Origin of the sequence: Neptuniibacter caesariensis (genome assembly GCF_000153345.1) — a bacterium.
Classification (GTDB): domain Bacteria; phylum Pseudomonadota; class Gammaproteobacteria; order Pseudomonadales; family Balneatricaceae; genus Neptuniibacter; species Neptuniibacter caesariensis.
This window is the reverse complement of sequence record NZ_CH724126.1, coordinates 120,796-142,699: the sequence shown is the minus strand read 5'-3', so window position 1 is coordinate 142,699 and position 21,904 is coordinate 120,796. Positions and strand designations below refer to the sequence as shown.

Below are 21,904 nucleotides of genomic sequence, written 5' to 3'. Positions count from 1 at the left end.
ATGGCTGCACCTAAGATGAAAATCCGAATCGGTGACCTTCTTGTTCAGAACGGGGTTATTTCTGAACAGCAGTTGATGGAGGCGCTGGATAAGCAGAAGCAGACCCGACAGAAACTGGGTAAGGCCCTGGTGACCATGGGTTATGTCCAGGAACAGCAGTTTCTGGAATTCCTGTCCCAGCAGTTAAACATACCTCTGGTCGAACTGACTCATTACTCCTTTAATCAGGAAGATGTGCTGCGCCTGCCTGAAACTCAGGCCCGACGTTTCAGGGCTTTGGTTCTTAAAGAGGAGCCGGACCACTTTCTGGTGGGTATGTCTGATCCTATGGACATCTTTGCCTTCGATGAACTGCAGAGAACTTTGCCAAAGCCTATAGAGCTGGCGGTGGTATCCGAATCGCAGCTTCTGCAGTCCATGGACCTGCTTTATCGTAAAACCAGCGATATTGAAGACCTGGCTGACCAGCTTAACGAAGAGATCGCAGATGACGCCTTTGACCTGGCGGCACTGACGGCAACCGATGAAGTTGATGTTCCGGTCGTTAAGCTTCTGAAAAGTTTATTTGAAGATGCCGTTCAGGTAGGTGCATCTGATATTCATATCGAACCCGATGAAAATGTTCTGCGTATCCGGCAGCGTATAGACGGTGTCCTGCATGAACATGTGATGAAGGAGAAGCGAATTGCTTCTGCTTTGGTATTGCGTTTGAAGCTCATGGCATCGCTGAACATCTCTGAGAAGCGTCTGCCGCAAGATGGTCGCTTTAATATCAGCGTATCCGGGCATAGTGTCGACGTACGTATTTCGACACTACCGATTCAGTTTGGTGAATCGGTTGTAATGCGTTTGCTGGATCAGTCCGGGGGAATAATTGGTCTCGAAAAAGTAGGTTTGCCTCAAGAGATGCTGCCGCGGCTGCGGAAAATGATCAATGAACCTCACGGCATTCTGCTGGTTACCGGCCCGACCGGTAGTGGTAAAACTACCACTTTGTATGGCGCCCTCAATGAATTGAATAGTCATGAGAAGAAGATCATCACGGTAGAAGACCCGGTCGAGTATCGTTTACCACGTATCAATCAGGTACAAGTGCAGCCGAATATAGGCCTGGATTTTTCTACTGTCCTGCGGGCAACACTGCGTCAGGACCCGGATATCCTTCTGGTCGGTGAGATCCGTGATAAGGAAACCGCTGAGATCGCGCTTCGCGCGGCAATGACCGGTCACTTTGTACTATCAACACTGCACACCAATGATGCCGTATCCAGTGCCATGCGTCTGACGGATATAGGTATTGAAGGTTACCTTGCCGCGTCTGCGCTGAATGGCATTCTTGCGCAGCGCCTGGTGCGTAAGATCTGTGAAAATTGCTCGCAGCACTACCATCCATCAGGGCAGGAGCAGCTTTGGCTGGATGAGCGCCAACTGGAATTGGGCGTCGATGATATTGAATTGAAAAAAGGCCGTGGCTGTACCTACTGTAATAACACCGGGTATAAAGGACGTACGGGTATTTTCGAGCTGTTGGAAATCAATGAGCCCATGGCGGATGCACTGCGCCGTGATGACAGCTCAGCTTTTACTATTGCTGCTAAAACCGATCCGCACTATAAGCCGCTGGTATACAGTGCATTGGAGTTGGCAATGAAAGGTATTACTACACTGGAAGAGGTGTTTAGGGTAACTGAGCAGCTAGATGAATCGATCTACCTGGATGCACCTGAAGCTTCGGCGCAGGTTGAAACGCCAAGTAGTGGGTTAGAACTGGAATAGTCGATAGGTTAAGCAGATGGCGGTTTTTAGCTATAAAGGACGTAATCGCGATGGGGCGGAAGTTAGCGGCCAGGTTGAGGCTGCAACGGCTGCAATGGCGGCGACCCAGCTATCTACGGATGGTGTTATACCTATCAATATTGAAGAGGTTATCGCTAAGGCGGAATCTGCGGGTAGTAAAGAGATCCAGATAAAACTGTTCCAGAAGATCAGCCTGGATGAACTGATTATGTTCAGTCGCCAGATGTATAGCCTCACTAAGGCCGGGGTACCTATTACACGCGCTATGCGAGGTTTGGCCAATACCGTGCAAAACCCGCTGTTAGTTGAAACCCTGAGTGATCTGGCAAACGACCTTGAGAAAGGCCATGAATTATCTTCAGCGCTGGCTAAACACCCAAAGGTATTCAGTGAGCTCTATGTCAGTATGATCCATGTCGGAGAAAATACGGGGCAGTTAGATGATGCATTCAGGCAGATGGCAAGCTATTTAGAGCTTGAGAGGCAGACGGTTAAACAGGTTAAACAAGCTACTCGATATCCTATGTTTGTGATGATTGCGATTGCAGCTGCAATCACATTGATCAACATAGTAGTAATTCCGCAGTTTAAAAATATCTTTGTTAGTTTTGGGGGAGAGATGCCTTTACCAACAAAGATATTGGTTAGTATCTCTGACTTCATGGTGAATTGGTGGTATCTGCTATTGGGAGGATTATTGCTAGCTCTAGTGTCTTTCTACCGCTGGAAGAAATCATCATCTGGCCGAATGGTCTGGGACCGAAGGAAACTGAAGTTTCCCATCATTGGGCCGATAATCTATAGAACTATTTTAGCTAGATTTTCAAGGACCTTTAGTATTGTATTGAAGGCCGGTGTGCCCATTGAACAAGGCTTGGCTATTGTCGCGAATGCTGTGGGTAACAAGCATATAGGGACAAAAGTGGCGAGCATGCGCCAGGGGATTGAGCGCGGTGAATCATTCACCCAGACTGCCCACCAGACCGAAATGTTCAGCCCGCTGGTTATGCAGATGCTGGCGGTGGGCGAGGAGACAGGGCGAGTAGATCAAATGCTCGAAGAAGCTGCGGGCTTTTATGAACAGGAAGTAGAATACGATCTGAAGAACCTGACCAGTGCAATTGAACCTATCTTAATAGTAGCTATAGGTATCATGGTATTGATTTTAGCGCTGGGCGTTTTCTTACCACTTTGGGAGCTTAATGAAACGATTAACTGATGGTTAAGCTATGAGACTAAATAGTGGTTTTTCGCTATTGGAATTGGTCGTTTCAATTCTTATTATTTCCGTTCTTATGACTTTTGGTTACATAAAACTTGAGAGTATGGCTGAAGGTATTGAGCGGGTCTCTTTTGATGGAGCCCGAAACAATATTCAGGCGCAATTAACGATAAGAGTTACTGAATGGTATGCAAAACAGCAAAACGTTGTTGCAGAGGAATTAACGGGCACTAACCCTGTTGAACTTATTCAGCTTCGACCCTCTAATTATAGGGGGGAGTTAAAACTAGAAGAGTTAGATGAAGCTCCACCGGAGCATTGGTATTTTGTGACAGATAATAGTTGGTTGGTATATAAAGCAAAGCGGATAGAGAATTTAGAAAATGAATTTGAAATGGAGAACATCATCCCTTTTCAGATTCGGATAAGGTTCGGACAAGCAGAGCAAACTCAAGGCTTAGCTGTTGGTGCCGATTTGCAAGCACTCTATGCTTACAAATGGACAGCGGATTGACTCAGTTGCTATACAAGGCGGCTGTAATTTGTTAAAAATCAATTAATTGCAAATTTTATTCTCAGGAGCAGAGAGTTCCATGAAAAAACAAGCTGGTTTTACCATCATTGAGCTGGTAGTAGTGATTGCTCTACTCGGCATTCTGGCAGCGGTAGCCCTACCGCGTTTTGTTAACTATACGGACGATGCTCATAACGCAGCGGTTAAAGGTGCGGCAGGCGGTTTCGCCGCGGGCATTGCGCTGACTAAAGCGAAAGCGGTAGTTGAGAATACGGCTTCAGGGGGCAGTGTTCAGTTAGAAGGAGCGGCTTCTGTGGCGGTAAATGGTTTTGGTTACCCGACGGGGGCTTCTGGTGCGGGCTCAACTATTGATAGTGCAGCAGAGTGTATTGCAGTTTGGGATAACGTACTCCAGAGTAGTCGCCCAGTAGCTTCTACAGCGACAGCTAATGGTGTTGATTATGTTGCTGCAGCTGCTGACACTGAGACATGTACCTTTACCTACCGTCAGACAGCGCCTTCTGGAGCTAACCGTTTGATCACTTACGAAGCAGACTCTGGTAATGTGACAGTTACTGGTGCTGACGAGTAATTAGCGTTGTATTGATGAGCAGCTCTGTTCCTTATTTCCCTAAGAGGAGCTGCCCTAAATCTCGCCAGCGTGGTTTCACGCTGGTCGAGATTGTCGTTGTTATTATCCTTCTTGGCATTCTCTCGGCCATCGCCATTCCAAGGTTGGGTGGGATATCCAGCTATCAGGAAGCGACCCTTCGTAGTACTCTTCTCGGCTCGTTAAAGCTCGCCCAAAAAGCTGCACTCGCTCAGCATGAATCTGCTGTTTACTGGGGTTTAGAAAGGGTAACGTCCGATCAGTGGCGAATTCGCCTGATTATGGGCAGTAGTGACGAAACCCCCGTACAACTCCAACCGAATATATCAGCCAATGCGAACCTGAGTTTTAGCCTTGGAATTACAGGAAGTTTAGGCGTTGGTGAGAACCTGATGTTTCGATTTGATCAACTGGGTGATCTGGTCGCAGCGAAAGAGAATGTTAACTTCGCGGTTGCTTCAACCTATCCTGATCCGACGAGCGTTTCTGACCAAATTAGCAGAAGTGTGCAATTCACCGATGGCAGAGGCAACTACTGCATCTCATTGACGGGGTATACCTATGAAACATCCTGTCGCTGAGCGCGGTTTTTCACTGGTCGAAATCATAATAACGATTGTTATTATTGCGATCGCCCTGACCGCGGCTATCTCTGGGTGGGGCACTATTGCCCGGCATAGTTCGGATGTCATGTGGCAAACCCGAATCTCCTATCTGGGGCAGGCCTATCTCGAAGAAATTCTTTCCAGACCTTATGATGAACTGACCCCGCTGGGTGGAAGCCCGGCTTGTTCACCTTGTACCCCGCAGGGAAGTTTTGGTCCTGATGGAGGCGAGGTGCGCAGTACCTTTGATGATGTGGATGATTATCATGGATTGTCTGAAAGCGCGGTGGGCTTATTTAATGAGCTTGTGACCTCGGGTGGTATTGCTTCCTACCGCGGTTATCAGGTGGATGTCAGTGTCACCTATGCTGGTAGCCAGGTGGGTATTACCAATGAGTTAGTGAAACAGGTTACAGTGACGGTGACACCGCCACAAAATACCGGTCAGTCGCCGGTAAACTTTTCCGCATTGCGGGGTAACTACTGATGCGCCAGCGCGGTTTTACCCTGATCGAGCTGATCATTGTCATCACGATGATGGGTATTATTTCGTTGGTGACTGTCGGCTTTATTACCTCGTCGATGCAAGGTTATGCAGATCTGACACGTCGAGACCAGCTTTCATCGGCGGTTCGCGTTGCCGTTGAGCGTATGGCCCGCGAAGTGCGCAATGCCCTGCCGAATAGTATTCGTGTAAATGCAGATGGCAGCTGTATGGAGTTTATTCCGGCATTGGCAGCTTCGCGTTATGTGGCTGTTCCCTTAGCGGTTGCCTCTGGGGGCTTCAGCTCGGTACCTTTCGCGGTTGAACCACCACAAGGGCGTATCGCGGTGTATCCGATCGATACTAACCGTATTGATGAGACCGCCTCTGGTGCCGATGATTCCTCCCGTACCAGCACTCAAAACCCGATCTATGATCTGGATAGCTGGTCTATTATCTCGCCGCTTATCACCAGCGGTGCGCTGGAATCGGGAAGTGGGACAGTGACTGTTGATTTTAATGGCGCAAGTACCCATCGATTCCCGGCGGATTCACCTGCCCAACGTTATTTCATTGTCGATGAGCCAGTGAGTTTTTGCCTAGTGGGGAGTGATCTGTATCGCTTCCAGGGAGAGAACGGATCGGCCTACAGCTTTGCCCAGAATCAGTCGGATGGTGCGGCCCTTTTTGCTAATCTCTCTGAGCCTCAGGAGGCGCTGTTAGCCAGTGATGTCGTCTCTCCAGTGGGTAGCCAACCGTTCCGTTATGAGGATGCGACTCTGCAACGTAACGGGATTGTTCTGTTTGATCTGTTTATCCAGGATCAGGATCTGTCGGTAGCGGACACAACACAGGAAGGGATCCGGGTTCAGTTCGAGGTACAGGTGAAAAATGTCCCATAGACATAAAGTGCAGACGCGCAAACAGCAACAGGGCCTGGGCCTTATCTCGGCGATCTTTGTGATTACTGTTCTAGCTGTGATTATTGCCGGGATGTCTCGTTTCTTTGCCGTGTCTCAGGAAACTACCGGGCAGGAATTTCTCGGGGCAAGGGCCATCGCCGCGGCGCAAACCGGTATCGAGCTGGAGCTGGCTTGCCTGGAAAATAGCCTGAGTCTTTGTAGTGCATCGGCAGCGGTTGGCAGCCCGGAGCCCACTGTTAAAGATTATTGGCCAAATGGTTCTTCAACGGCAACATTCAGTATGCCTGGTCTGCGAGGCTGCAGGGCGGAAGTGTTCTATCGAACGGTAAGCTCTTCAGAGGGAAATTTCTGGACGGTGGATAGTACCGGGTATTGCGGGGATAGCGGGCTAAACGGAGCTTCGCGTAATATCGTGATCAGAGCAGCACAATAGCACTGCTCTGAGACGAGCGCCTACTTAGCCTTCGATACCGTATTCATCACGGTACTTACGAATAGCCGCCAGCTCGGCTTCCATATCGCCTTTTTCGCTTAGGTATTCGATCAGGTCAGACAGGCTGACAATGCTAACAACTGGCATGCCGTAGTCGCGTTCGACTTCCTGAATAGCTGACAGCTCACCCTTTCCTTTTTCCTGACGGTTCAGCGCGATAACTACGCCAGCAGGTTTTGCACCCGCCTGATCGATGATCTCCATTACTTCACGGATCGCAGTACCCGCGGTGATCACATCGTCGATGATCATTACGCCGCCTTCCAGAGGCGCGCCAACCAGATTACCGCCTTCACCGTGATCTTTGGCTTCTTTACGGTTAAATACGTAAGGTACGTCTTCACCGTGCTGATCAGACAGGGCTACCGCCGTTGTAGCTGCGAGCGGGATACCTTTGTATGCAGGGCCAAGCAGAACATCAAACTCAACGCCGGAGTTCTTGATCGCCTGGGCATAGCAGCGACCCAGTTTTGCCAGCGCAGTACCGGTATTGAACAGACCCGCATTGAAGAAGTAAGGGCTGGTACGGCCTGATTTAAGAGTGAATTCACCGAAACGTAAAACATTCTGCTCGATAGCAAATTCGATAAACTCGCGCTGGTAATCCTGCATGGTAGTCTCCGCTGGAAAGGGGTAAAAAAGATGCGGCTATTCTACCAGCGGAAGCGCCCAGGCTCCATTGTTCAGAAGATACTCAAAAAATTTCAATTTGCTTCACTTCCCTATACAATTCGACCTTCGCTAAAAATAATATTATTAAGTATTGGTCTGCTTTCAGACAGGAACACCTTCTATGCGCGTTATCACATTCAATGCACAGGGTATTGAGCAAGCCACCGATAATGGCTTTTTTGACTGGATGGTCCAGCAGGATGCGGATGTTGTCTGCATTCAGGATCTGCGAGCCAAAGAGTACCAGTTGGATGACGAGCGCTACCATCCGGAAGGTTATTACCCCTACTTCTTTGATGCCTGGGAAGACGGTTACAGCGGTGTAGCAATCTATTCCCGCGATATCCCTAAAGCGATCATGACCGGTTTGGGTTTTGAACTATGTGACCAGCATGGCCGTTTTATTCAGGCGGACTTCGAGCATGTCAGCGTCTCCTCTTTTTGTGTGCCTTCCGGTCTGAAAAGTGAAGAGGCTCAGGCAGAAAAAGAGCAGTTCATGACTGACTTTATGGGTCACCTTAATAAAACGCTGCGTAAACGTCGCGAGTTTATCTTCTGTGGTACGACCCATATCGCGCACAAACCGGTGGATCTGAGTAACTGGTATGCCAACCAGACTGTTTCCGGCTTCCTGCCGCAGGAACGTGAGTGGATGGCAGAGATCTTTGATGAGATGGGTTATGTTGATGCCTTCCGTCAGATCAACAAAGCCGAGCGTCAATTCTCCTGGTGGCCGGACTACAACCGCGCCCGTAAACTGAATGAAGGTGCGCGTCTGGATTACCAGATTACCACTGCCAACCTGCGTAAGAATGTTAAGAATGCGCAAGTTTATCGCGATGAGATGTTCAGCGAACACGCACCTCTGATCATAGATTACGAAATCTGATCATCGATCAGTGAATCGCTATAAAAAAAGGAGCCATTCGGCTCCTTTTTTAGTGCTTAGAGAGATTATTCAGCTAGTGCTTCCTGCTGTAGTTCGACAATCTCAGAGATGCCTTTACGTGCCAGGTCCAGCATCGCGTTTAGTTCTTCCTGAGTATAAGGCGCGCCTTCCGCAGTGCCCTGTACTTCGATAAAGCCGCCCTTGCTGGTCATGATCACGTTCATATCGGTTTCAGCTTTGCTGTCTTCCGCGTAATCCAGATCCAGCACCGCTTCACCTTCGAAGATACCCACCGATACCGCCGCAATCGCCTGTTTAATAGGGTCGCCTTTCATGGCACCGTTTTTGTCCTGCTTCAGAACATTGATCGCATCCTGAAGGGCAACAAAAGCGCCAGTGATAGACGCAGTACGGGTACCACCGTCAGCCTGAAGCACGTCGCAGTCCAAAGTGATGGTGTTTTCACCCAGCTTGTTCAGGTCCAGCGCTGCACGCAGAGAGCGGCCGATCAGACGCTGAATCTCAACCGTACGGCCACCTTGTTTGCCTTTCGCTGCTTCACGAGCATTACGGGTGGTTGTAGAACGTGGCAGCATGCCATATTCAGCGGTTACCCAACCCTGCCCAGAACCACGCAGGAAGCGGGGAACACCGCGCTCTACAGTAGCAGTACAAAGTACTTTGGTTTCACCAAACTCAACCAATACAGAACCTTCTGCATGTTTAGTGAAGTTACGAGTGATCTTTACCTCACGCATCTGATCGTTATCACGACCGCTTGGACGATGCTTTTTAATACCGAGGGTCTGCAGCTGTTCTGAAATAGATGAGCTCATGCCTGTCCTTTATCAATATTCTGGTCAGCCTTGGCGTGGCACTAGCAAGCCAGGCTGTTACAATGCGAATTAATGATGCATTTTAATCGAGAATGAAGCATATGACACGTAGCATGACAGCATTTGCTCGACAGGAAGCCGAGCACGAGTGGGGATCACTGAGTTGGGAGATCCGTTCCGTTAACCATCGTTACCTTGAACCCCATCTGCGTCTGCCGGAAAACCTCAAAGAGCTGGAAGGTTTTCTGCGTGAAAAACTGCGTAAGACCCTGAGCCGAGGCAAGGTGGAATGCACCCTGCGTTTCCACCCGGAAGCACAGGTTCAACAGCTGGTGGTGAATCAGGATTACGCTAAAGAGGTAATTCAGGCGGCGGAATCCCTGCAGGGGATGATGAAAGAACATCAGCCACTTGATGCGCTGGAGCTGCTACGCTGGCCCGGTGTAATGCAGGATGTGAAGTTGGATATGGATCTGGTTAAGAATTCAGCTAAATCCCTGTTTGATAAAGCCCTGGATGACCTGCTGGAAGGCCGTGGCCGTGAAGGTGTGGAACTGGCAAACCTGATCAACCAGCGTCTCGATTCGATCAGTGAGATTGTCGCGGAAGTACGCGAGAAGATGCCACAGATTCTGCAAAACCAGCGTGACAACCTGAACCAACGCCTGGAAGAGCTGAAAGCTGAACTGGACGAAGCACGCATCGAGCAGGAGATCGCCCTGATCGCCCAGAAAGCCGATGTCGATGAAGAGATGGATCGCCTAGACACCCATGTACAGGAAGTACGCCGTGTGCTGAAACAGAAAGGCCCGATTGGCCGCCGTCTCGACTTCCTGATGCAGGAACTAAACCGCGAAGCCAATACGCTATCTTCGAAATCGATCGTCGCCAGCACCACCCAGTGTGCCGTAGAGCTGAAAGTGCTGATCGAACAGATGCGTGAGCAGATCCAGAACATCGAATAAATCATATCAATCGCTAAAAAGGGCCTTTATGGCCCTTTTTTGTTGCTGATTTTCTAGACCTTTCTGTCTAGCTCCTAGTTGGTATTTATTTGTGCCATGCAAAAGAGGAGAATGTGCCCACTAAAATAATTACTACATAGCTGTGAACATGGACATAATCATAATTGGGCTGATAGCTCTCGCTTTCGTGTTGATTGTGCTTGAGGATGTAATACATCTAAATAAGGCTAAATCGACACTGTTTATTGGGTCTCTTGTCTGGATACTGGCCTTTATCTTCCCTCATAGTTCAATCGAACATATTAAAGAGGGCTTAAACGAACAACTTCTCGAAATCTCTACCCTCTGGCTGTTCCTGATGGCCGCGATGACCTTTGTAGCCTATCTCAACCAGAAGGGCTTGATTACGCAGATCGTTTACCGCTTACTGCCCACTGAACTGACCCTGCGTAAGCTGATGATTTTAATGGCCTTGCTGGCGCTACTGTTCTCGTCTTTGGCGGATAACATCACCGCCTCGCTGATTATGTTGTCGCTGCTTTCGTCGCTGAATCTGGATAAGAAGACCACGCTCAAATTTGCGACCTTGATTGTCTTTGCGGTGAACTCCGGCGGCGTGTCATTGATCACCGGCGATGTAACGACCCTGATGATCTTCCTGGCAGATAAAGTCACGATTACCAACCTGTTCCTGCTAGTGCTACCTGCGGTACTAGGAGTGGTGGCGCTCTCGTTGTGTCTGATGTGGGGGAACAATCAGGCGATCACGCTGCCGAAGTTCAAACGACCGATCGCTTTTGCCGATAAACTGATCGCCGCACTGTTCCTGATGACAATCATCGGCACCCTGTTTATGAGTGTGGCGTTTGCTGTGCCACCGGTACTGACCTTCCTGTTTGGTTTATCGGTGATGTTCCTGGTGCATCGGGCTATCTATAAAAGTGAGAGCAAGCCCAACGTATTAGAGTATGTGCGCGATATCGAGTTTGATACGCTGCTGTTCTTCCTGGGTGTACTGCTGCTGGTAGGGATGCTCAAAGAGCTTTCGGTACTGGATCTGTTGCCTCAGCTTTACCAGATGATGCCAATCTATATGGCTAACTACATTGTCGGGATACTCTCAGCGCTGGTGGATAACGTACCGCTAACTGCGGCGATTCTGAAATCTGGTATCGAGATGGATACGGCTCAATGGCTGGGTCTGACTTATGCTGTAGGTGTGGGTGGTTCGATCCTGATCATCGGCTCTGCGGCGGGGGTGATCGCCTTGAGTAAGCTGGAAGAGCTCAGCTTCATTACCTATCTGCGCTTTATGCATTGGCTGCTAGTGGCCTACACGGTGGGCTATTGTGCAGTGTTGGGTATTGCCAGTATTGCGATGTGATAAGGGGCATTAAGTGATAAAAAAGGAGGCTATAGCCTCCTTTTTTATGTCTGCGAATAATCGGGTTAGATGCTCATCAGTACCGATTTAACTTCGGTGTAGTGTTCAATGACATCGCTACCCATCTCGCGTCCGAGGCCAGACTGCTTGTAACCACCGAATGGAAGAGCCGGGTCGAGCGCCGTGTGGCAGTTCACCCATACGGAACCGGATTTAATCCGTGGGATCATGCGGTGGACTTCCGATAGGTTGTTCGACCAGATGCTTGCTCCCAGGCCATATTGGCTGTCGTTGGCGATGCGCACAGCTTCATCGATATCATCAAATGGCATAGCGACCAGTACCGGACCAAAGATCTCCTCTTTTACTACCGATGCATTGTGATCTACATCGACCATTACCGTTGGTTTAACGAAGAAGCCAGGGCCGTCTGCTGCACTACCGCCTGCGACAACTTTAGCGCCGCTGGTGATCCCCTGATCGATATAACCACAAACACGCTGCTGCTGTTTTGCCGACACCAGTGGGCCCATCTGCGCGTTCGGGTCCAGGCCTGCGCCCAGCGTCATACCATTAGCGATATCGGAGATATCCGCGACTACATTGTCGAAATGCTTTTTATGCACATAGAGGCGAGAACCAGCGCAGCATACTTGGCCCTGGTTGAAGAAGATGGCGTTTGCTGCACCGGCAGCCGCGTTTTGCAGATCCGCGTCCTGAAGCACGATCGTCGGTGATTTACCACCCAGCTCAAGCGTCACCCGGGTCATGCTGTCCATTGCGGCTTTACCGATCAGTTTGCCCACTTCGGTAGAGCCGGTGAAGGTTAACTTATCCACATCCGGATGGCTGGAAAGGGCTGCGCCCGCTTCATGACCCAGACCCGTGACTACATTAAATACGCCCGGTGGATAACCGGCTTCGAGGGCCAGTTCTGCCAATTTCAGTGCCGTCAGCGGGGTATCTTCAGCCGGCTTTAGCACCACGGTACAGCCGGTCGCCAGTGCCGGGCCTAATTTCCAGCAAGCGAGTAGCAGCGGGAAGTTCCAGGCAACGATAGCGCCGACAACCCCAACCGCTTCACGACGGGTGTAACCGTGGAATTGTGCATCGGGCATAAAGGGTACTGATACATCAACACTACGTCCCTCAATTTTGGTGGCGAAGCCGGCCATATAGCGAAGGAAATCAACCGCCAGGCGGATATCTACATGCTCAGCAATAACCACGCTCTTACCATTATCCAGTGCCTCAAGCTCGGCAAGGAGTGGCGCATTCTTCTCGATGAGATCAGCGAAGTCCCAGAGTAGTTTCTGACGGTCAACCGGTTTGATCCGGCTCCATTCTGAATCTTCAAACGCCTGTTTTGCGGCGCTTACCGCTCTGTCGATATCCTCTGCTCCTCCGCTGGGAACGGTTGCGATCTTTTCACCATCGGCAGGGTTAACCACGTCCAGTGTGCGACCGTCCTGGGCTGCTTGCCATTCGGCACCGATCAGGATTTTGTGCTGGCGCTGCAGAAATGCCTGCGCCGCTTCGGAAGGTGAAAATGTAGCTGTACTCATAAATTGGACCTTTTCTTATATTTGTTTTTTATCTCCGGGGGCTTTCACCTCGGACCACTATCTTCTTACGTGTTGTTAAGCTGATCGCAAAGCTTGTGCCAGAGTGGCTTTATTGGATTTAACTGACTGATTCTTAAGAGGATATTGGATGCGTGGCCTTGGAGGAGAGGGACTGAAGCTGATTTGGAGGTGTATCACTCTGAGACAGGGTGTCAAAAAATAAGTCAGTGCCTGAGACAGTCCTCAACCGGTGAGAAATCACGGAATTGTCTCGTCGGTGTCGCATTTTTGAACAGGGATGTCGCGGAATAAAACAGTGATTAACCCTTAGGTAAAACCCCTTATTTTTGTTATCTGATTGAAATATAAAGGTTTTGTTCTTTTGGCACGGGCTGTGCTCTATACCTGGCAGGCTTAGAACTAAAGCGATTGTTTTCGCCCCCAGAATAAACATAAAAAGGAGTCTGGCCTTGAACAAGAACCTTAAACTTTCCCGTTTGATGGGAGGTGTTTTGTTGGCAGGAGCGATGCTGCCCACAACGGCTGTTCAGGCAGCCGATGCCGAGTCCATCATCAAGAAAAACTGCCTTGCCTGTCATAGTGAGGAGCAAGCTAAACCTGCTCAGTTCAGTCGTATGAGTCATCAGCGAAAAACCCCTGAGGGTTGGCTGATGACAATTGCCCGCATGCAGCTGATGCACGGTCTTAAGATCACAGATGAAGAGCGCCGTACGCTGGTGAAGTACTTCTCGGATAAACAGGGCCTGGCCCCTGAAGAAACCGAAGGTGCCCGCTATGCGATGGAGCGTCGTCTAAACACCATGGAATCTTTTGAATCTGCTGAATTCACCGAGATGTGTGCCCGTTGTCACTCGGGGGCTCGTGTTGAGTTGCAGCGCCGCCCGCAAGAGGAATGGGAACATCTGATTCATTTCCATCTGGGCCAATGGCCAACGCTGGAATACCAGGCGTTAGCACGTGACCGTGACTGGTTGGATCTGGCCCTGGATAAGATGGTTCCTGCATTAGCAAAAGATTATCCGCTGCAATCGGATAGCTGGAATCAGTGGCAGAAAGCAAAAAAAATGCCGCTGAACGGGCAGTGGAGCTTCACTGCCAATATGCCGGGTAAAGGTGTGCTGCGGGGTGTGATGAGCATTCAGGGCGGCAAGAAAGACCTTTATACCGTCAAAGTAGACGGTGAATACGCCGATGGTTCTGCCTTCAAAGGCAAAGGTAGCGCGATTGTTTATACCGGCTACGAATGGCGTGCCAATCTCACCATTGATGGCGTTTCTATGCGTCAGGTTTTCGCAGCGTCAAAAGATGGCACTGAGCTGACTGGGCGTATGTTCGAAACTATCCATGATGAAAAGGGTATGGATTTTTCCGCGGTGAAAGCGGGATCTAAGGCGAAGCTGCTTGCGGTTCAGCCTGAATTTATCCGCGCTGGTAGCACTCAGGTGTTAACGCTGGTCGGTACCGGGCTGGGTGAGAAGATCTCTCTGGGTGATGGCCTGAAAGTGGTTGAAGTCCTTTACCGTGATAAGAACAAAGTAGTTGCGCAGGTGAAAGCGGATAGCTCTGCAAAACCAGGTAACCGTATGGTTAAAGCGGGTAAAGCGAATGGCGCATCGATCAATGTTTATGACCAGATTGGCAGCGTGAAAGTGGTACCGGACTTTTCCGTGGCACGTGTCGGTGGTAATGGTGGCTCTACGCCGAAATATAACGGCTACTTCCAGGCCGAAGCGTGGATGAATGGCGCGGATGGTAAAGCGGGTACCGATGATGATATGCGTATTGGATTTGTACCAGCGTCCTGGCATGTAGAGCCGTTTGATGCTCAGGCTGAAGCGGACAACGATGTTGAGTTTACCGGCTCGATGGATGCTAAAACCGGCGTATTCACCACAGCCGCTGCTGGCCCTAACCCGAAACGCCGCATGTCGACCAACAACGCGGGTAACCTGAAAGTGGTTGCGACTGTGGATGATCAAGGCAAAAAGCTGACAGCTGATGGCCAGATGATCGTCACCGTACAGCGCTGGAATAATCCACCGCTGCCATAACTCTTCCTGACTGAAGCATAACGGCAACGCTTTAGGCGTTAGCCAGAGAATAAGAATAGTGAGGAGGGTCGTTATGGGCGCCCAATTAAATTTAGTTGAACAGAACCTGCATCTGGTGGAAGTGGACAGCAACCAACTGTTGTTCCATATCCCGTCCAGCAGCTTGTTTCAGTTGGATAACCTAACGTTGCAGATGATCGAGACGCTGCGTGCGCAGGAACAAACCGCTGAGCAGCTGGTGGCAGAGTTACAGCAGCAATATCCAGCCGACCAGATCAGCGAAACATTGAAAGAGCTGATCGCGTTGGAGCTGGTCAGCGATGGTTCCCCGCTGACGCCCGAAATCGGGCTGAAGAAGGTAACCGAGTTTCCGCTGAATACCGTAGTTTTGAACGTAAATACTGGCTGTAATCTGAGTTGTAGCTATTGCTACAAAGAGGATTTGGATAAACCCTCTGCAGGGAAAAAAATGGGACTGGAAACAGCGATCCAGTCGATTGAGATGTTGATAGCGGAATCGCCACAAGAGGAACGCTACAACGTCGTGTTCTTTGGTGGGGAACCACTGTCAAACCTGGCGCTGATCCGTGAGGTAGTGGATTACTCAGAGCGGCGTTTTGCCGAACTGGGTAAGCCGGTGGACTTTACCATGACCACTAACGCTACCTTGCTGACTGAAGAGATCGTTGATTGGCTCAATGAGCATCGCTTCGGCATCTCTATCAGTATGGACGGGCCAAAAGCGATCCATGATAAGAACCGTATCACCGTGGGTGGTCAGGGCACTTATGATGTGGTGAGCCGCAAAGCGCGGATGTTGCTGGAACGTTACCAATCCCGCCCGGTCGGCGCACGTGTCACCCTGACTAAGGGGATCACGGATATTCGCCGCATCTGGGATCATCTGTTCAATGAACTTGGTTTTGCTGAAGTGGGCTTTGCCCCGGTAACCTCCGGTGATATCAGCTACTACAACCTCAGTGATGAGGAGTTGGCAGCGGTGTTTAGCAATATGAAAGCACTGGGCCAGGAGTATCTGGAAGCCGCGCTGGATCATCGCAATATTGGTTTTTCCAATATGCATCAACTCATCACCGATCTGCACGAAGGGAATAAGAAAGCCCTGCCTTGCGGTGCCGGTGTGGCGATGCTCGCAGTGGACCATGAAGGTGGCTTAAACCTTTGTCACCGCTTTACCGGTTCGGACTTGGATACTTTTGGTTCGGTTCAGCAGGGTATGGATAAAGCGCGTCTGGGAGATTTTCTGGAACAGCGTCTGGATCGTACCAACACCGGTTGTGCCAGTTGCCGTATTCGCAACCTCTGTTCTGGTGGTTGCTATCACGAAAGCTATGCCCGTTATGAAGACCCAACTCATCCCGTTTATCACTACTGCGATCTGATGCGCGACTGGGTAGATTTCGGAATCGAAGTTTACAGCCGCATCCTGGCCGAAAATCCGGCCTTTATCGACAGTTACATTACTCCTCGGAGGGCTCACTGATATGAAACATCTTAAGCCTCTAAACAATAAAGCACGCATTCTGGACAAAGCGGTTGGCGATGACCAGGTAGAAGAAGTGGTGGCTATGTCATCTTTGGCTGGCTGTACCGCGACCACAGACCCAGGTTGGGAGATCGATGCCTTCGGCTCGGTGACTTCTCTGTGTCAGCCCATGGAATCTGATCTTTATGGCTGTGCTGACCCTTGCTGGTGGCCAGCACAAGTGCCAGACATGATGAATACCTACCCGGACTGGAACAAAGATGCGCATCAGTCCGGTCAGGACTGGCGCAATCTGGGTACGGTTTTCCCGTCGGATAAAGACTAAGAACAGGATGCATACGATGAAAAACAACAAAAACATTCGTCGCTCCCTAACGACTCTGCTGGCAACCGCCACACTAGGGTTAGCGGCATTGGCTCCGAGCAGTCTGATGGCGGCGCAGGGGCCGGCACTGAAATCCGGTGACGAGTATATGATTGTGGCTAATTACCCTAATCAGCTACATGTACTGGATCTGAAAACAGACTCAATCTACAAAACCTGTGATATGCCGGACCGTTTTGGCCCTGGTGCACTACAGGTGGCTCCCGATAAGAAAACCGCCTTTATTCTGAATAACGGTTACGAAGATATTTACGGTGTGGAGTTGGATACCTGTGAGGTGACATTCCATGCGCGTATGTCACAGAAGCGCAATGAGCGTACCAAAAGCATTTATGCTTTCGCGCTAAGCTACGACGGTAAAGAGCTATATACCGTTCAGAACCCAACGATGCTTGAGCGAGACCACTATCGGGTTCAGCCAACCCGGCTCGCGGTATACAGCACCGACAGCGGTCTGGATGCGAAACCGATCCGTATGTTCCCATCCCCTCGCCTGGTGACGGCGATGCAGGTCGGTAAAGATGGTGGTCTGTATATGGCCGGTGCTGATATTTACAAGATGGATGTAAATACCGGTAAATATGAAGTGGCTGTCGCGAGTCGTAACTGGCAGCGTGAGCGTTATGTGCAACCGGATGTGCTTAACGTCTGGGCAGTACAAACGCCGACTAAGGATTTCACCATCCTCTATACCACCGCGCGTTTTCAGGAAGGCTCTGAAGACCTGAATACCGCTGACTGGCTGTACGGTTACTTCAATATCAATCTTGAGACCGGTGCGACGGAAACCAAAGACTTTGGCCCGATCACAGAGATCTACTTTACCGGGACCCGTTCACCTAAAGACTCCAACATCATGTATGGCGTACTTAACCGGTTGGCTAAGTATGACATTGAGAAGCAGACCTTGCTGAAAGCTGCTGAGCTGGATCACTCGTATTACTGCATCACGGTGAGCAATGATGGCAGTAAGATCTATCTTGCCGGCACTCATAACCATGTAGCGGTATTTGATGCGGATTCACTGGAACGTCTGAACACGATCACCCTGCCAGGGGGAGATATGTCGACGACCACTGCGCAAGTCTTTATCCGCTAAGACGTTCTTCACTCCAAGCACTACCCCAAGGCAGTACCTCCTGGTGCTGCTTAGGGGACCTTTTTGCCTGGAGAAACGCAAAAGACAGAATAAAAAGCACACGAGTGGACCATAAAAAATGAATAAAAAAAGAATGTTTCAACTGAACTCACTGGCAGGGGCAATACTGCTGGCAGGCTCGATGCAGGCAGGCGCTGCAGAGATATACAACCAGGATGGTAAAACGCTGGAATTTAATGTCGAAGGTATGGCCGGTATCTTCTCCACAGATGAAAACTATAAGGGAACCTCAGGAGGCGAAGATTGGCAGGAAGCATACCTGAAAGGTGATTTGGTTGGTCGATCAACGATTGCCAATGGTAGTTCCTTATACGGTGGCTTAGGGGTTATCGGTCTTGGAACATGGGGTGACGGTGATGCTGCAGGCTATACCGATGGCGAAGAGCGTGAACTGAAAATTGAAAATGCTTTTGTCGGTTGGCAGAGCAGTGATGGATTGCTCGATTTCTCCTTTGGCCGCCAGCAGTTCACATTGGGAGATGGCTTCCTGATTGCAGGTGATGCAATAAGCCTGGGTAATATATCCGGGGTCGATGTTGATCGTGGCGGTGCATACTATTTGGCAGGGCAGAAGAGCTTCGAGAACACGGCAATCCTGAAAATTGACCCGGAAGGTGCATTCCGAAGCGATCTTTTCTGGCTGCAGTCTGACAACCCCTACCATCAGGATACTGAGTTAGCGGGTATTAATCTGGAGCTGGTGGATGAGGAAAAAGGCACATTGGGTCTGAGTTATATGACCGTTCTGGATGTAGAGCAGAATACCGGTTTAAGTGCCTGGAATCAGCGTGACGGTATGGATGTGGTTAGTCTGCGCGGCCAGGGCAATCTGGGTGTGGATAACTTGTTCCTCTCATTCGAATATGTGGATGAAAGCGGTGGTGATACAGCGACTAAAATCGATGCAAATGCCTGGTATGTAGAAGCAGGCTGGACCTTTGCAGATCTGCCTTGGTCACCGACCCTCAACTACCGTCATGCAGAGTTCTCCGGGGACAGCAATGCCACGGCAAATACCAATGAGGCATTTGACCCATTGTTCTTCGGCTTTACCCGCGGCTTTGGTACCTGGTTCCAAGGTGAGGTGGCTTCGAACTATGCGGGCCCAGCGAATACCGGCAATACGGTTGATCGCATTGAATTGATGGTGCAGCCCCGTGAAGATCTGACTGTGGGTTTGCAATACTGGGACTTTGGTAAAGATGCGGATGCTTCTGACTTGTCCGGTACCGAGGTAGATCTGTTTGCTCTGTGGTCGATTAATGATAATTGGGTATTCAGCCCAATGGTGGGTGTTTATAACCCGGATGGTTCCAATGTGATCGCCAACCAGGGTAATGACAACACCAACTTATATCTGCAAGGGGTACTGATGTACTTCTATTGAGTTGTTTAGGAATCTGCGACAAAACCTACTACCAGCTTTGCTAACCCCTTCGGCGAAGCTCTATGGTGAGTATGCGGTTTGTTCGTGGTTTCTTATTGTTTCTTCAACGTTCTCTTGGTGGGGCAACCCGCCCCCTTCGCTGTGGTGATGGGGGGAATGCAATGTTCTTCCCGTTACCTTTGCACGGTATCTGCTTCGCAGTGCCGTGTTTTTTTCGTTGAAGCTGGCATGTCTAAATGAACAAACATTGATTGAATATTGAACAGGTATAAGGTACATAAGTGTATTCACTTATTTTTTCCGCTAAGGCAGGTGCGAATAACAAGCACCAGAACAATAACAAGAGGCCCGGCGATATGAGCAATCAGCAGCACAGTTCCGCGCTGACTGTAGAGGACGCCCGTAAACAGTTCTTACAGCAGGGTGAGGTGCCTAGTGGCATCGTTCGTAGTGAGATAGAAGATTCCTGGATTCGCAGCCTTGAGGCGGGGGTTAAGTGCGAATCCCCGTTAGACATGGAATCGCTTTCCCGGGGCGGTGTTGCTGATCTCAAAGATAAAAACCGTCACCTGATCGAAGCCGCACACCCAGAAGTTAAGCAACTGGTTGATTACTTTGCTGCGGATGGTGGTTTGGTGATGCTGGCTGATTGCGAAGCCACGATCCTGGGGGTTAAAGGAGATAAGCGCCACCTGGACAGTGCAACACGTCAGGCATTAGAGACCGGTGCTAACTGGGACGAGCAACTGCGCGGCACAAATGCGGTGGGTACCGCGGTGGTAGAGCGTAGCCCGGTGATGATTAAGGGCCATGAACATTTCCTGGATAAGGTTGGCTATCTCTCCTGTTGTTCTGCGCCTATTACGGATTCGAAGGGTGAGTTGATCGGGGTGCTGGATCTGACTTCACCTACAGATAATCGTGAGCTTCCCCCGAACTTAAGCCTTGTTCAGCAAGCGGTTCGCTCCATTGAAAACCGGATGTTCTCCGGTCAGTTCCAGCAGCAAGTTGTTTTAAGTGTGCATAGCCGCCCGGAATACCTGCGTTCTTCCTGGCAAGGGATGCTGGCTATGGAACTAGACGGTCATATACAAGCGGTTAATGAACAGATCTGCCAACTGCTCGGGCGAAAGCGTGAGCAACTGGTCGGTAAAAATCTGGAGGAGTTGTTTGGTATACGGCCGGAGGTGCTGCTAACGGACCTGCACCGTAAACAACGCGGTCAGTTGCGTACCCGTGGTGGCGATTTTGTTTGTGAACTCCTGCATTTTCCCAATAGCTTTCCGGCTTCAATCGCCAAAACACCGGCGAAGCCAGCAAAGGCCAAACCTTCTCAAATACCTCTGTCTGCACCTGAACTGAGCGAACTTGCTGGACAGGACCCACGACTGAAAAAAGGCGTACGTATGGGGAGTCGGGCGCTGGCCCATGAGCTCCCTGTACTGATTCAGGGAGAAACCGGCACGGGCAAGGAAGTCATGGCCAAATCCCTGCATCTGGACAGTCGTCGCAGCGACGGACCCTTTGTTGCAGTGAACTGTGCAGCAATACCTGAAGGGCTGATTGAATCTGAGCTTTTTGGCTATCGTGAAGGTGCGTTTACCGGTTCCCGTAAAGGGGGGATGACCGGGCGACTTGAACAAGCTCATGGCGGGACGCTATTTCTTGATGAAATTGGCGATATGCCGCTTGCTCTGCAAGCCCGATTATTGAGAGTGCTTCAGGAGCGGACAATTGCGCCACTGGGCGGCGGAGACGAGGTGGCTTTAGATATAGCGGTTATCTGTGCATCGCACCGGGATCTTAAATCACTGGTCGCCGAAGGTGCTTTCAGGGAAGACCTCTATTACCGTCTTAATGGTGTATGCCTGCGTATCCCGGCCTTTCGGGATCGCACGGATAAGCGTGAATTCATCAATGGTTTTCTTCAGCAGCTAACCCCGGATGGTCGTCGTATAGAGATCGATCCGGTTTTGCTTGAGGATCTGCTCGATTACCAGTGGCCAGGTAATATCAGACAATTGGAAACGACCCTTCGGGTGGCTATTGCCTTTATGGAACCTGATGAGGCGATCATCGATATGAGCCATATCAGTGATGATTTCCTCGAGGAGCTCAATCAGACATCGGTTGCTGAGTTACCCGATTGTATCCAGGCGGATGCGATCGGAGCACTGAAAAGTTCTGAGCTGGTCGCTGTACAAAAAGCGGTTGATCAGTGTGGAGGTAATATATCTGCAGCGGCCAACGCTTTAGGAATTAGCCGTGCAACGCTCTATCGCAAGTTAAAGCAATTGCAAGGAGATGGATAAACTATCCTCAATAGTTACCATTTTTGTAAGTTGAGAATTACAGCTGTTTGTATCCTGAGCGTCTCAGAGCCTGCTCTTCTGTAAGAATTCTCCTGTTTGGCGCGATCCGATGTGACATAGGCG

The 21,904-nt window shown here is 50.1% G+C and carries 20 protein-coding genes; 17 read left to right on the top strand and 3 right to left on the bottom strand.

Features of this window, described 5'->3' with window-relative positions; genetic code table 11:
- From MED92_RS10385 to MED92_RS18550, 8 genes are all read left to right on the top strand, one after another.
- Complete coding sequence (locus tag MED92_RS10385; protein ID WP_007021494.1) at positions 1–1,776, top strand: GspE/PulE family protein; 1,776 nt, start codon at positions 1–3, stop codon at positions 1,774–1,776.
- 16 nt (positions 1,777–1,792) lie between these two features.
- Positions 1,793–3,016: a type II secretion system F family protein gene (locus MED92_RS10380; protein WP_007021493.1), complete on the top strand. Its 1,224-nt coding sequence runs from the start codon at positions 1,793–1,795 to the stop codon at positions 3,014–3,016.
- A 10-nt stretch (positions 3,017–3,026) separates the two neighbouring features.
- Positions 3,027–3,533: a pilus assembly FimT family protein gene (locus tag MED92_RS10375; protein ID WP_007021492.1), complete on the top strand. Its 507-nt coding sequence runs from the start codon at positions 3,027–3,029 to the stop codon at positions 3,531–3,533.
- A 79-nt stretch (positions 3,534–3,612) separates the two neighbouring features.
- Positions 3,613–4,125, top strand: a complete 513-nt coding sequence (locus MED92_RS19335; protein WP_007021491.1) for a type II secretion system protein — start codon at positions 3,613–3,615, stop codon at positions 4,123–4,125.
- A gap of 14 nt (positions 4,126–4,139) precedes the next feature.
- Positions 4,140–4,724, top strand: coding sequence for a pilus assembly FimT family protein (locus MED92_RS18555; protein ID WP_007021490.1), 585 nt, complete (start codon positions 4,140–4,142; stop codon positions 4,722–4,724).
- Positions 4,705–5,235 carry a prepilin-type N-terminal cleavage/methylation domain-containing protein gene (locus tag MED92_RS10360; RefSeq protein ID WP_007021489.1) on the top strand — a complete coding sequence of 177 codons (531 nt, stop codon included), beginning with the start codon at positions 4,705–4,707 and terminating at the stop codon, positions 5,233–5,235. Before MED92_RS18555 ends, MED92_RS10360 begins: the two co-directional genes overlap by 20 nt.
- The gene (locus tag MED92_RS10355; protein ID WP_007021488.1) at positions 5,235–6,134 is read left to right on the top strand and encodes a PulJ/GspJ family protein; all 900 of its coding nucleotides are present in this window, start codon (positions 5,235–5,237) and stop codon (positions 6,132–6,134) included. Before MED92_RS10360 ends, MED92_RS10355 begins: the two co-directional genes overlap by 1 nt.
- Entirely contained in the window at positions 6,124–6,588 is a 465-nt protein-coding gene (locus MED92_RS18550) for a hypothetical protein (RefSeq protein ID WP_007021487.1), read from the top strand. The genes MED92_RS10355 and MED92_RS18550 overlap by 11 nt, the downstream gene beginning before the upstream one ends.
- 24 nt (positions 6,589–6,612) lie before the next feature.
- Here MED92_RS18550 and pyrE read toward each other — a convergent pair whose 3' ends face one another.
- On the bottom strand, positions 6,613–7,260 hold the full coding sequence (gene pyrE, locus MED92_RS10345; protein WP_007021486.1) for an orotate phosphoribosyltransferase: 648 nt from the start codon (positions 7,258–7,260) through the stop codon (positions 6,613–6,615).
- 181 nt (positions 7,261–7,441) lie between these two features.
- Here pyrE and MED92_RS10340 point away from each other — a divergent pair, with 181 nt between their 5' ends.
- Complete coding sequence (locus MED92_RS10340) at positions 7,442–8,209, top strand: exodeoxyribonuclease III (RefSeq protein WP_007021485.1); 768 nt, start codon at positions 7,442–7,444, stop codon at positions 8,207–8,209.
- Between the two features lie 65 nt (positions 8,210–8,274).
- Here MED92_RS10340 and rph read toward each other — a convergent pair whose 3' ends face one another.
- Positions 8,275–9,045 carry a ribonuclease PH gene (gene rph / locus MED92_RS10335; protein WP_007021484.1) on the bottom strand — a complete coding sequence of 257 codons (771 nt, stop codon included), beginning with the start codon at positions 9,043–9,045 and terminating at the stop codon, positions 8,275–8,277.
- A 101-nt stretch (positions 9,046–9,146) separates the two neighbouring features.
- On the opposite strand from rph, the gene MED92_RS10330 reads away from it, so the two are divergent.
- Entirely contained in the window at positions 9,147–10,010 is an 864-nt protein-coding gene (locus MED92_RS10330) for a YicC/YloC family endoribonuclease (RefSeq protein ID WP_007021483.1), read from the top strand.
- 148 nt (positions 10,011–10,158) lie between these two features.
- The gene (nhaD, locus tag MED92_RS10325; RefSeq protein ID WP_007021482.1) at positions 10,159–11,394 is read left to right on the top strand and encodes a sodium:proton antiporter NhaD; all 1,236 of its coding nucleotides are present in this window, start codon (positions 10,159–10,161) and stop codon (positions 11,392–11,394) included.
- Positions 11,395–11,459: 65 nt separating this feature from the next.
- Here nhaD and MED92_RS10320 read toward each other — a convergent pair whose 3' ends face one another.
- The gene (locus MED92_RS10320) at positions 11,460–12,959 is read right to left on the bottom strand and encodes an aldehyde dehydrogenase family protein (protein WP_007021481.1); all 1,500 of its coding nucleotides are present in this window, start codon (positions 12,957–12,959) and stop codon (positions 11,460–11,462) included.
- A gap of 470 nt (positions 12,960–13,429) precedes the next feature.
- On the opposite strand from MED92_RS10320, the gene peaA reads away from it, so the two are divergent.
- From peaA to MED92_RS10290, 6 genes are all read left to right on the top strand, one after another.
- On the top strand, positions 13,430–15,031 hold the full coding sequence (gene peaA, locus MED92_RS10315) for a quinohemoprotein amine dehydrogenase subunit alpha (protein WP_007021480.1): 1,602 nt from the start codon (positions 13,430–13,432) through the stop codon (positions 15,029–15,031).
- A 73-nt stretch (positions 15,032–15,104) separates the two neighbouring features.
- The gene (peaB, locus tag MED92_RS10310; RefSeq protein ID WP_007021479.1) at positions 15,105–16,535 is read left to right on the top strand and encodes a quinohemoprotein amine dehydrogenase maturation protein; all 1,431 of its coding nucleotides are present in this window, start codon (positions 15,105–15,107) and stop codon (positions 16,533–16,535) included.
- 1 nt (position 16,536) lies between these two features.
- Positions 16,537–16,863, top strand: a complete 327-nt coding sequence (gene qhpC / locus MED92_RS10305; RefSeq protein ID WP_007021478.1) for a quinohemoprotein amine dehydrogenase subunit gamma — start codon at positions 16,537–16,539, stop codon at positions 16,861–16,863.
- Between the two features lie 16 nt (positions 16,864–16,879).
- Positions 16,880–18,022, top strand: a complete 1,143-nt coding sequence (peaD, locus tag MED92_RS10300; protein ID WP_007021477.1) for a quinohemoprotein amine dehydrogenase subunit beta — start codon at positions 16,880–16,882, stop codon at positions 18,020–18,022.
- Positions 18,023–18,140: 118 nt separating this feature from the next.
- Positions 18,141–19,469 carry an alginate export family protein gene (locus MED92_RS10295; RefSeq protein ID WP_007021476.1) on the top strand — a complete coding sequence of 443 codons (1,329 nt, stop codon included), beginning with the start codon at positions 18,141–18,143 and terminating at the stop codon, positions 19,467–19,469.
- A 356-nt stretch (positions 19,470–19,825) separates the two neighbouring features.
- Positions 19,826–21,781: a sigma-54-dependent Fis family transcriptional regulator gene (locus MED92_RS10290; protein WP_007021475.1), complete on the top strand. Its 1,956-nt coding sequence runs from the start codon at positions 19,826–19,828 to the stop codon at positions 21,779–21,781.
- The last annotated feature ends 123 nt before the right edge of the window (positions 21,782–21,904 follow it).

What these genes read in the sequence shown, in the direction of transcription:
- MED92_RS10385 (WP_007021494.1), top strand. Translation starts at nt 1, where the DNA reads ATGGCTGCACCTAAGATGAAAATCCGAATCGGTGACCTTCTTGTTCAG.
- MED92_RS10380 (WP_007021493.1), top strand. Translation starts at nt 1,793, where the DNA reads ATGGCGGTTTTTAGCTATAAAGGACGTAATCGCGATGGGGCGGAAGTT.
- MED92_RS10375 (WP_007021492.1), top strand. Translation starts at nt 3,027, where the DNA reads ATGAGACTAAATAGTGGTTTTTCGCTATTGGAATTGGTCGTTTCAATT.
- MED92_RS19335 (WP_007021491.1), top strand. Translation starts at nt 3,613, where the DNA reads ATGAAAAAACAAGCTGGTTTTACCATCATTGAGCTGGTAGTAGTGATT.
- MED92_RS18555 (WP_007021490.1), top strand. Translation starts at nt 4,140, where the DNA reads ATGAGCAGCTCTGTTCCTTATTTCCCTAAGAGGAGCTGCCCTAAATCT.
- MED92_RS10360 (WP_007021489.1), top strand. Translation starts at nt 4,705, where the DNA reads ATGAAACATCCTGTCGCTGAGCGCGGTTTTTCACTGGTCGAAATCATA.
- MED92_RS10355 (WP_007021488.1), top strand. Translation starts at nt 5,235, where the DNA reads ATGCGCCAGCGCGGTTTTACCCTGATCGAGCTGATCATTGTCATCACG.
- MED92_RS18550 (WP_007021487.1), top strand. Translation starts at nt 6,124, where the DNA reads ATGTCCCATAGACATAAAGTGCAGACGCGCAAACAGCAACAGGGCCTG.
- pyrE (WP_007021486.1), bottom strand. Translation starts at nt 7,260, where the DNA reads ATGCAGGATTACCAGCGCGAGTTTATCGAATTTGCTATCGAGCAGAAT.
- MED92_RS10340 (WP_007021485.1), top strand. Translation starts at nt 7,442, where the DNA reads ATGCGCGTTATCACATTCAATGCACAGGGTATTGAGCAAGCCACCGAT.
- rph (WP_007021484.1), bottom strand. Translation starts at nt 9,045, where the DNA reads ATGAGCTCATCTATTTCAGAACAGCTGCAGACCCTCGGTATTAAAAAG.
- MED92_RS10330 (WP_007021483.1), top strand. Translation starts at nt 9,147, where the DNA reads ATGACACGTAGCATGACAGCATTTGCTCGACAGGAAGCCGAGCACGAG.
- nhaD (WP_007021482.1), top strand. Translation starts at nt 10,159, where the DNA reads ATGGACATAATCATAATTGGGCTGATAGCTCTCGCTTTCGTGTTGATT.
- MED92_RS10320 (WP_007021481.1), bottom strand. Translation starts at nt 12,959, where the DNA reads ATGAGTACAGCTACATTTTCACCTTCCGAAGCGGCGCAGGCATTTCTG.
- peaB (WP_007021479.1), top strand. Translation starts at nt 15,105, where the DNA reads ATGGGCGCCCAATTAAATTTAGTTGAACAGAACCTGCATCTGGTGGAA.
- qhpC (WP_007021478.1), top strand. Translation starts at nt 16,537, where the DNA reads ATGAAACATCTTAAGCCTCTAAACAATAAAGCACGCATTCTGGACAAA.
- peaD (WP_007021477.1), top strand. Translation starts at nt 16,880, where the DNA reads ATGAAAAACAACAAAAACATTCGTCGCTCCCTAACGACTCTGCTGGCA.
- MED92_RS10295 (WP_007021476.1), top strand. Translation starts at nt 18,141, where the DNA reads ATGAATAAAAAAAGAATGTTTCAACTGAACTCACTGGCAGGGGCAATA.
- MED92_RS10290 (WP_007021475.1), top strand. Translation starts at nt 19,826, where the DNA reads ATGAGCAATCAGCAGCACAGTTCCGCGCTGACTGTAGAGGACGCCCGT.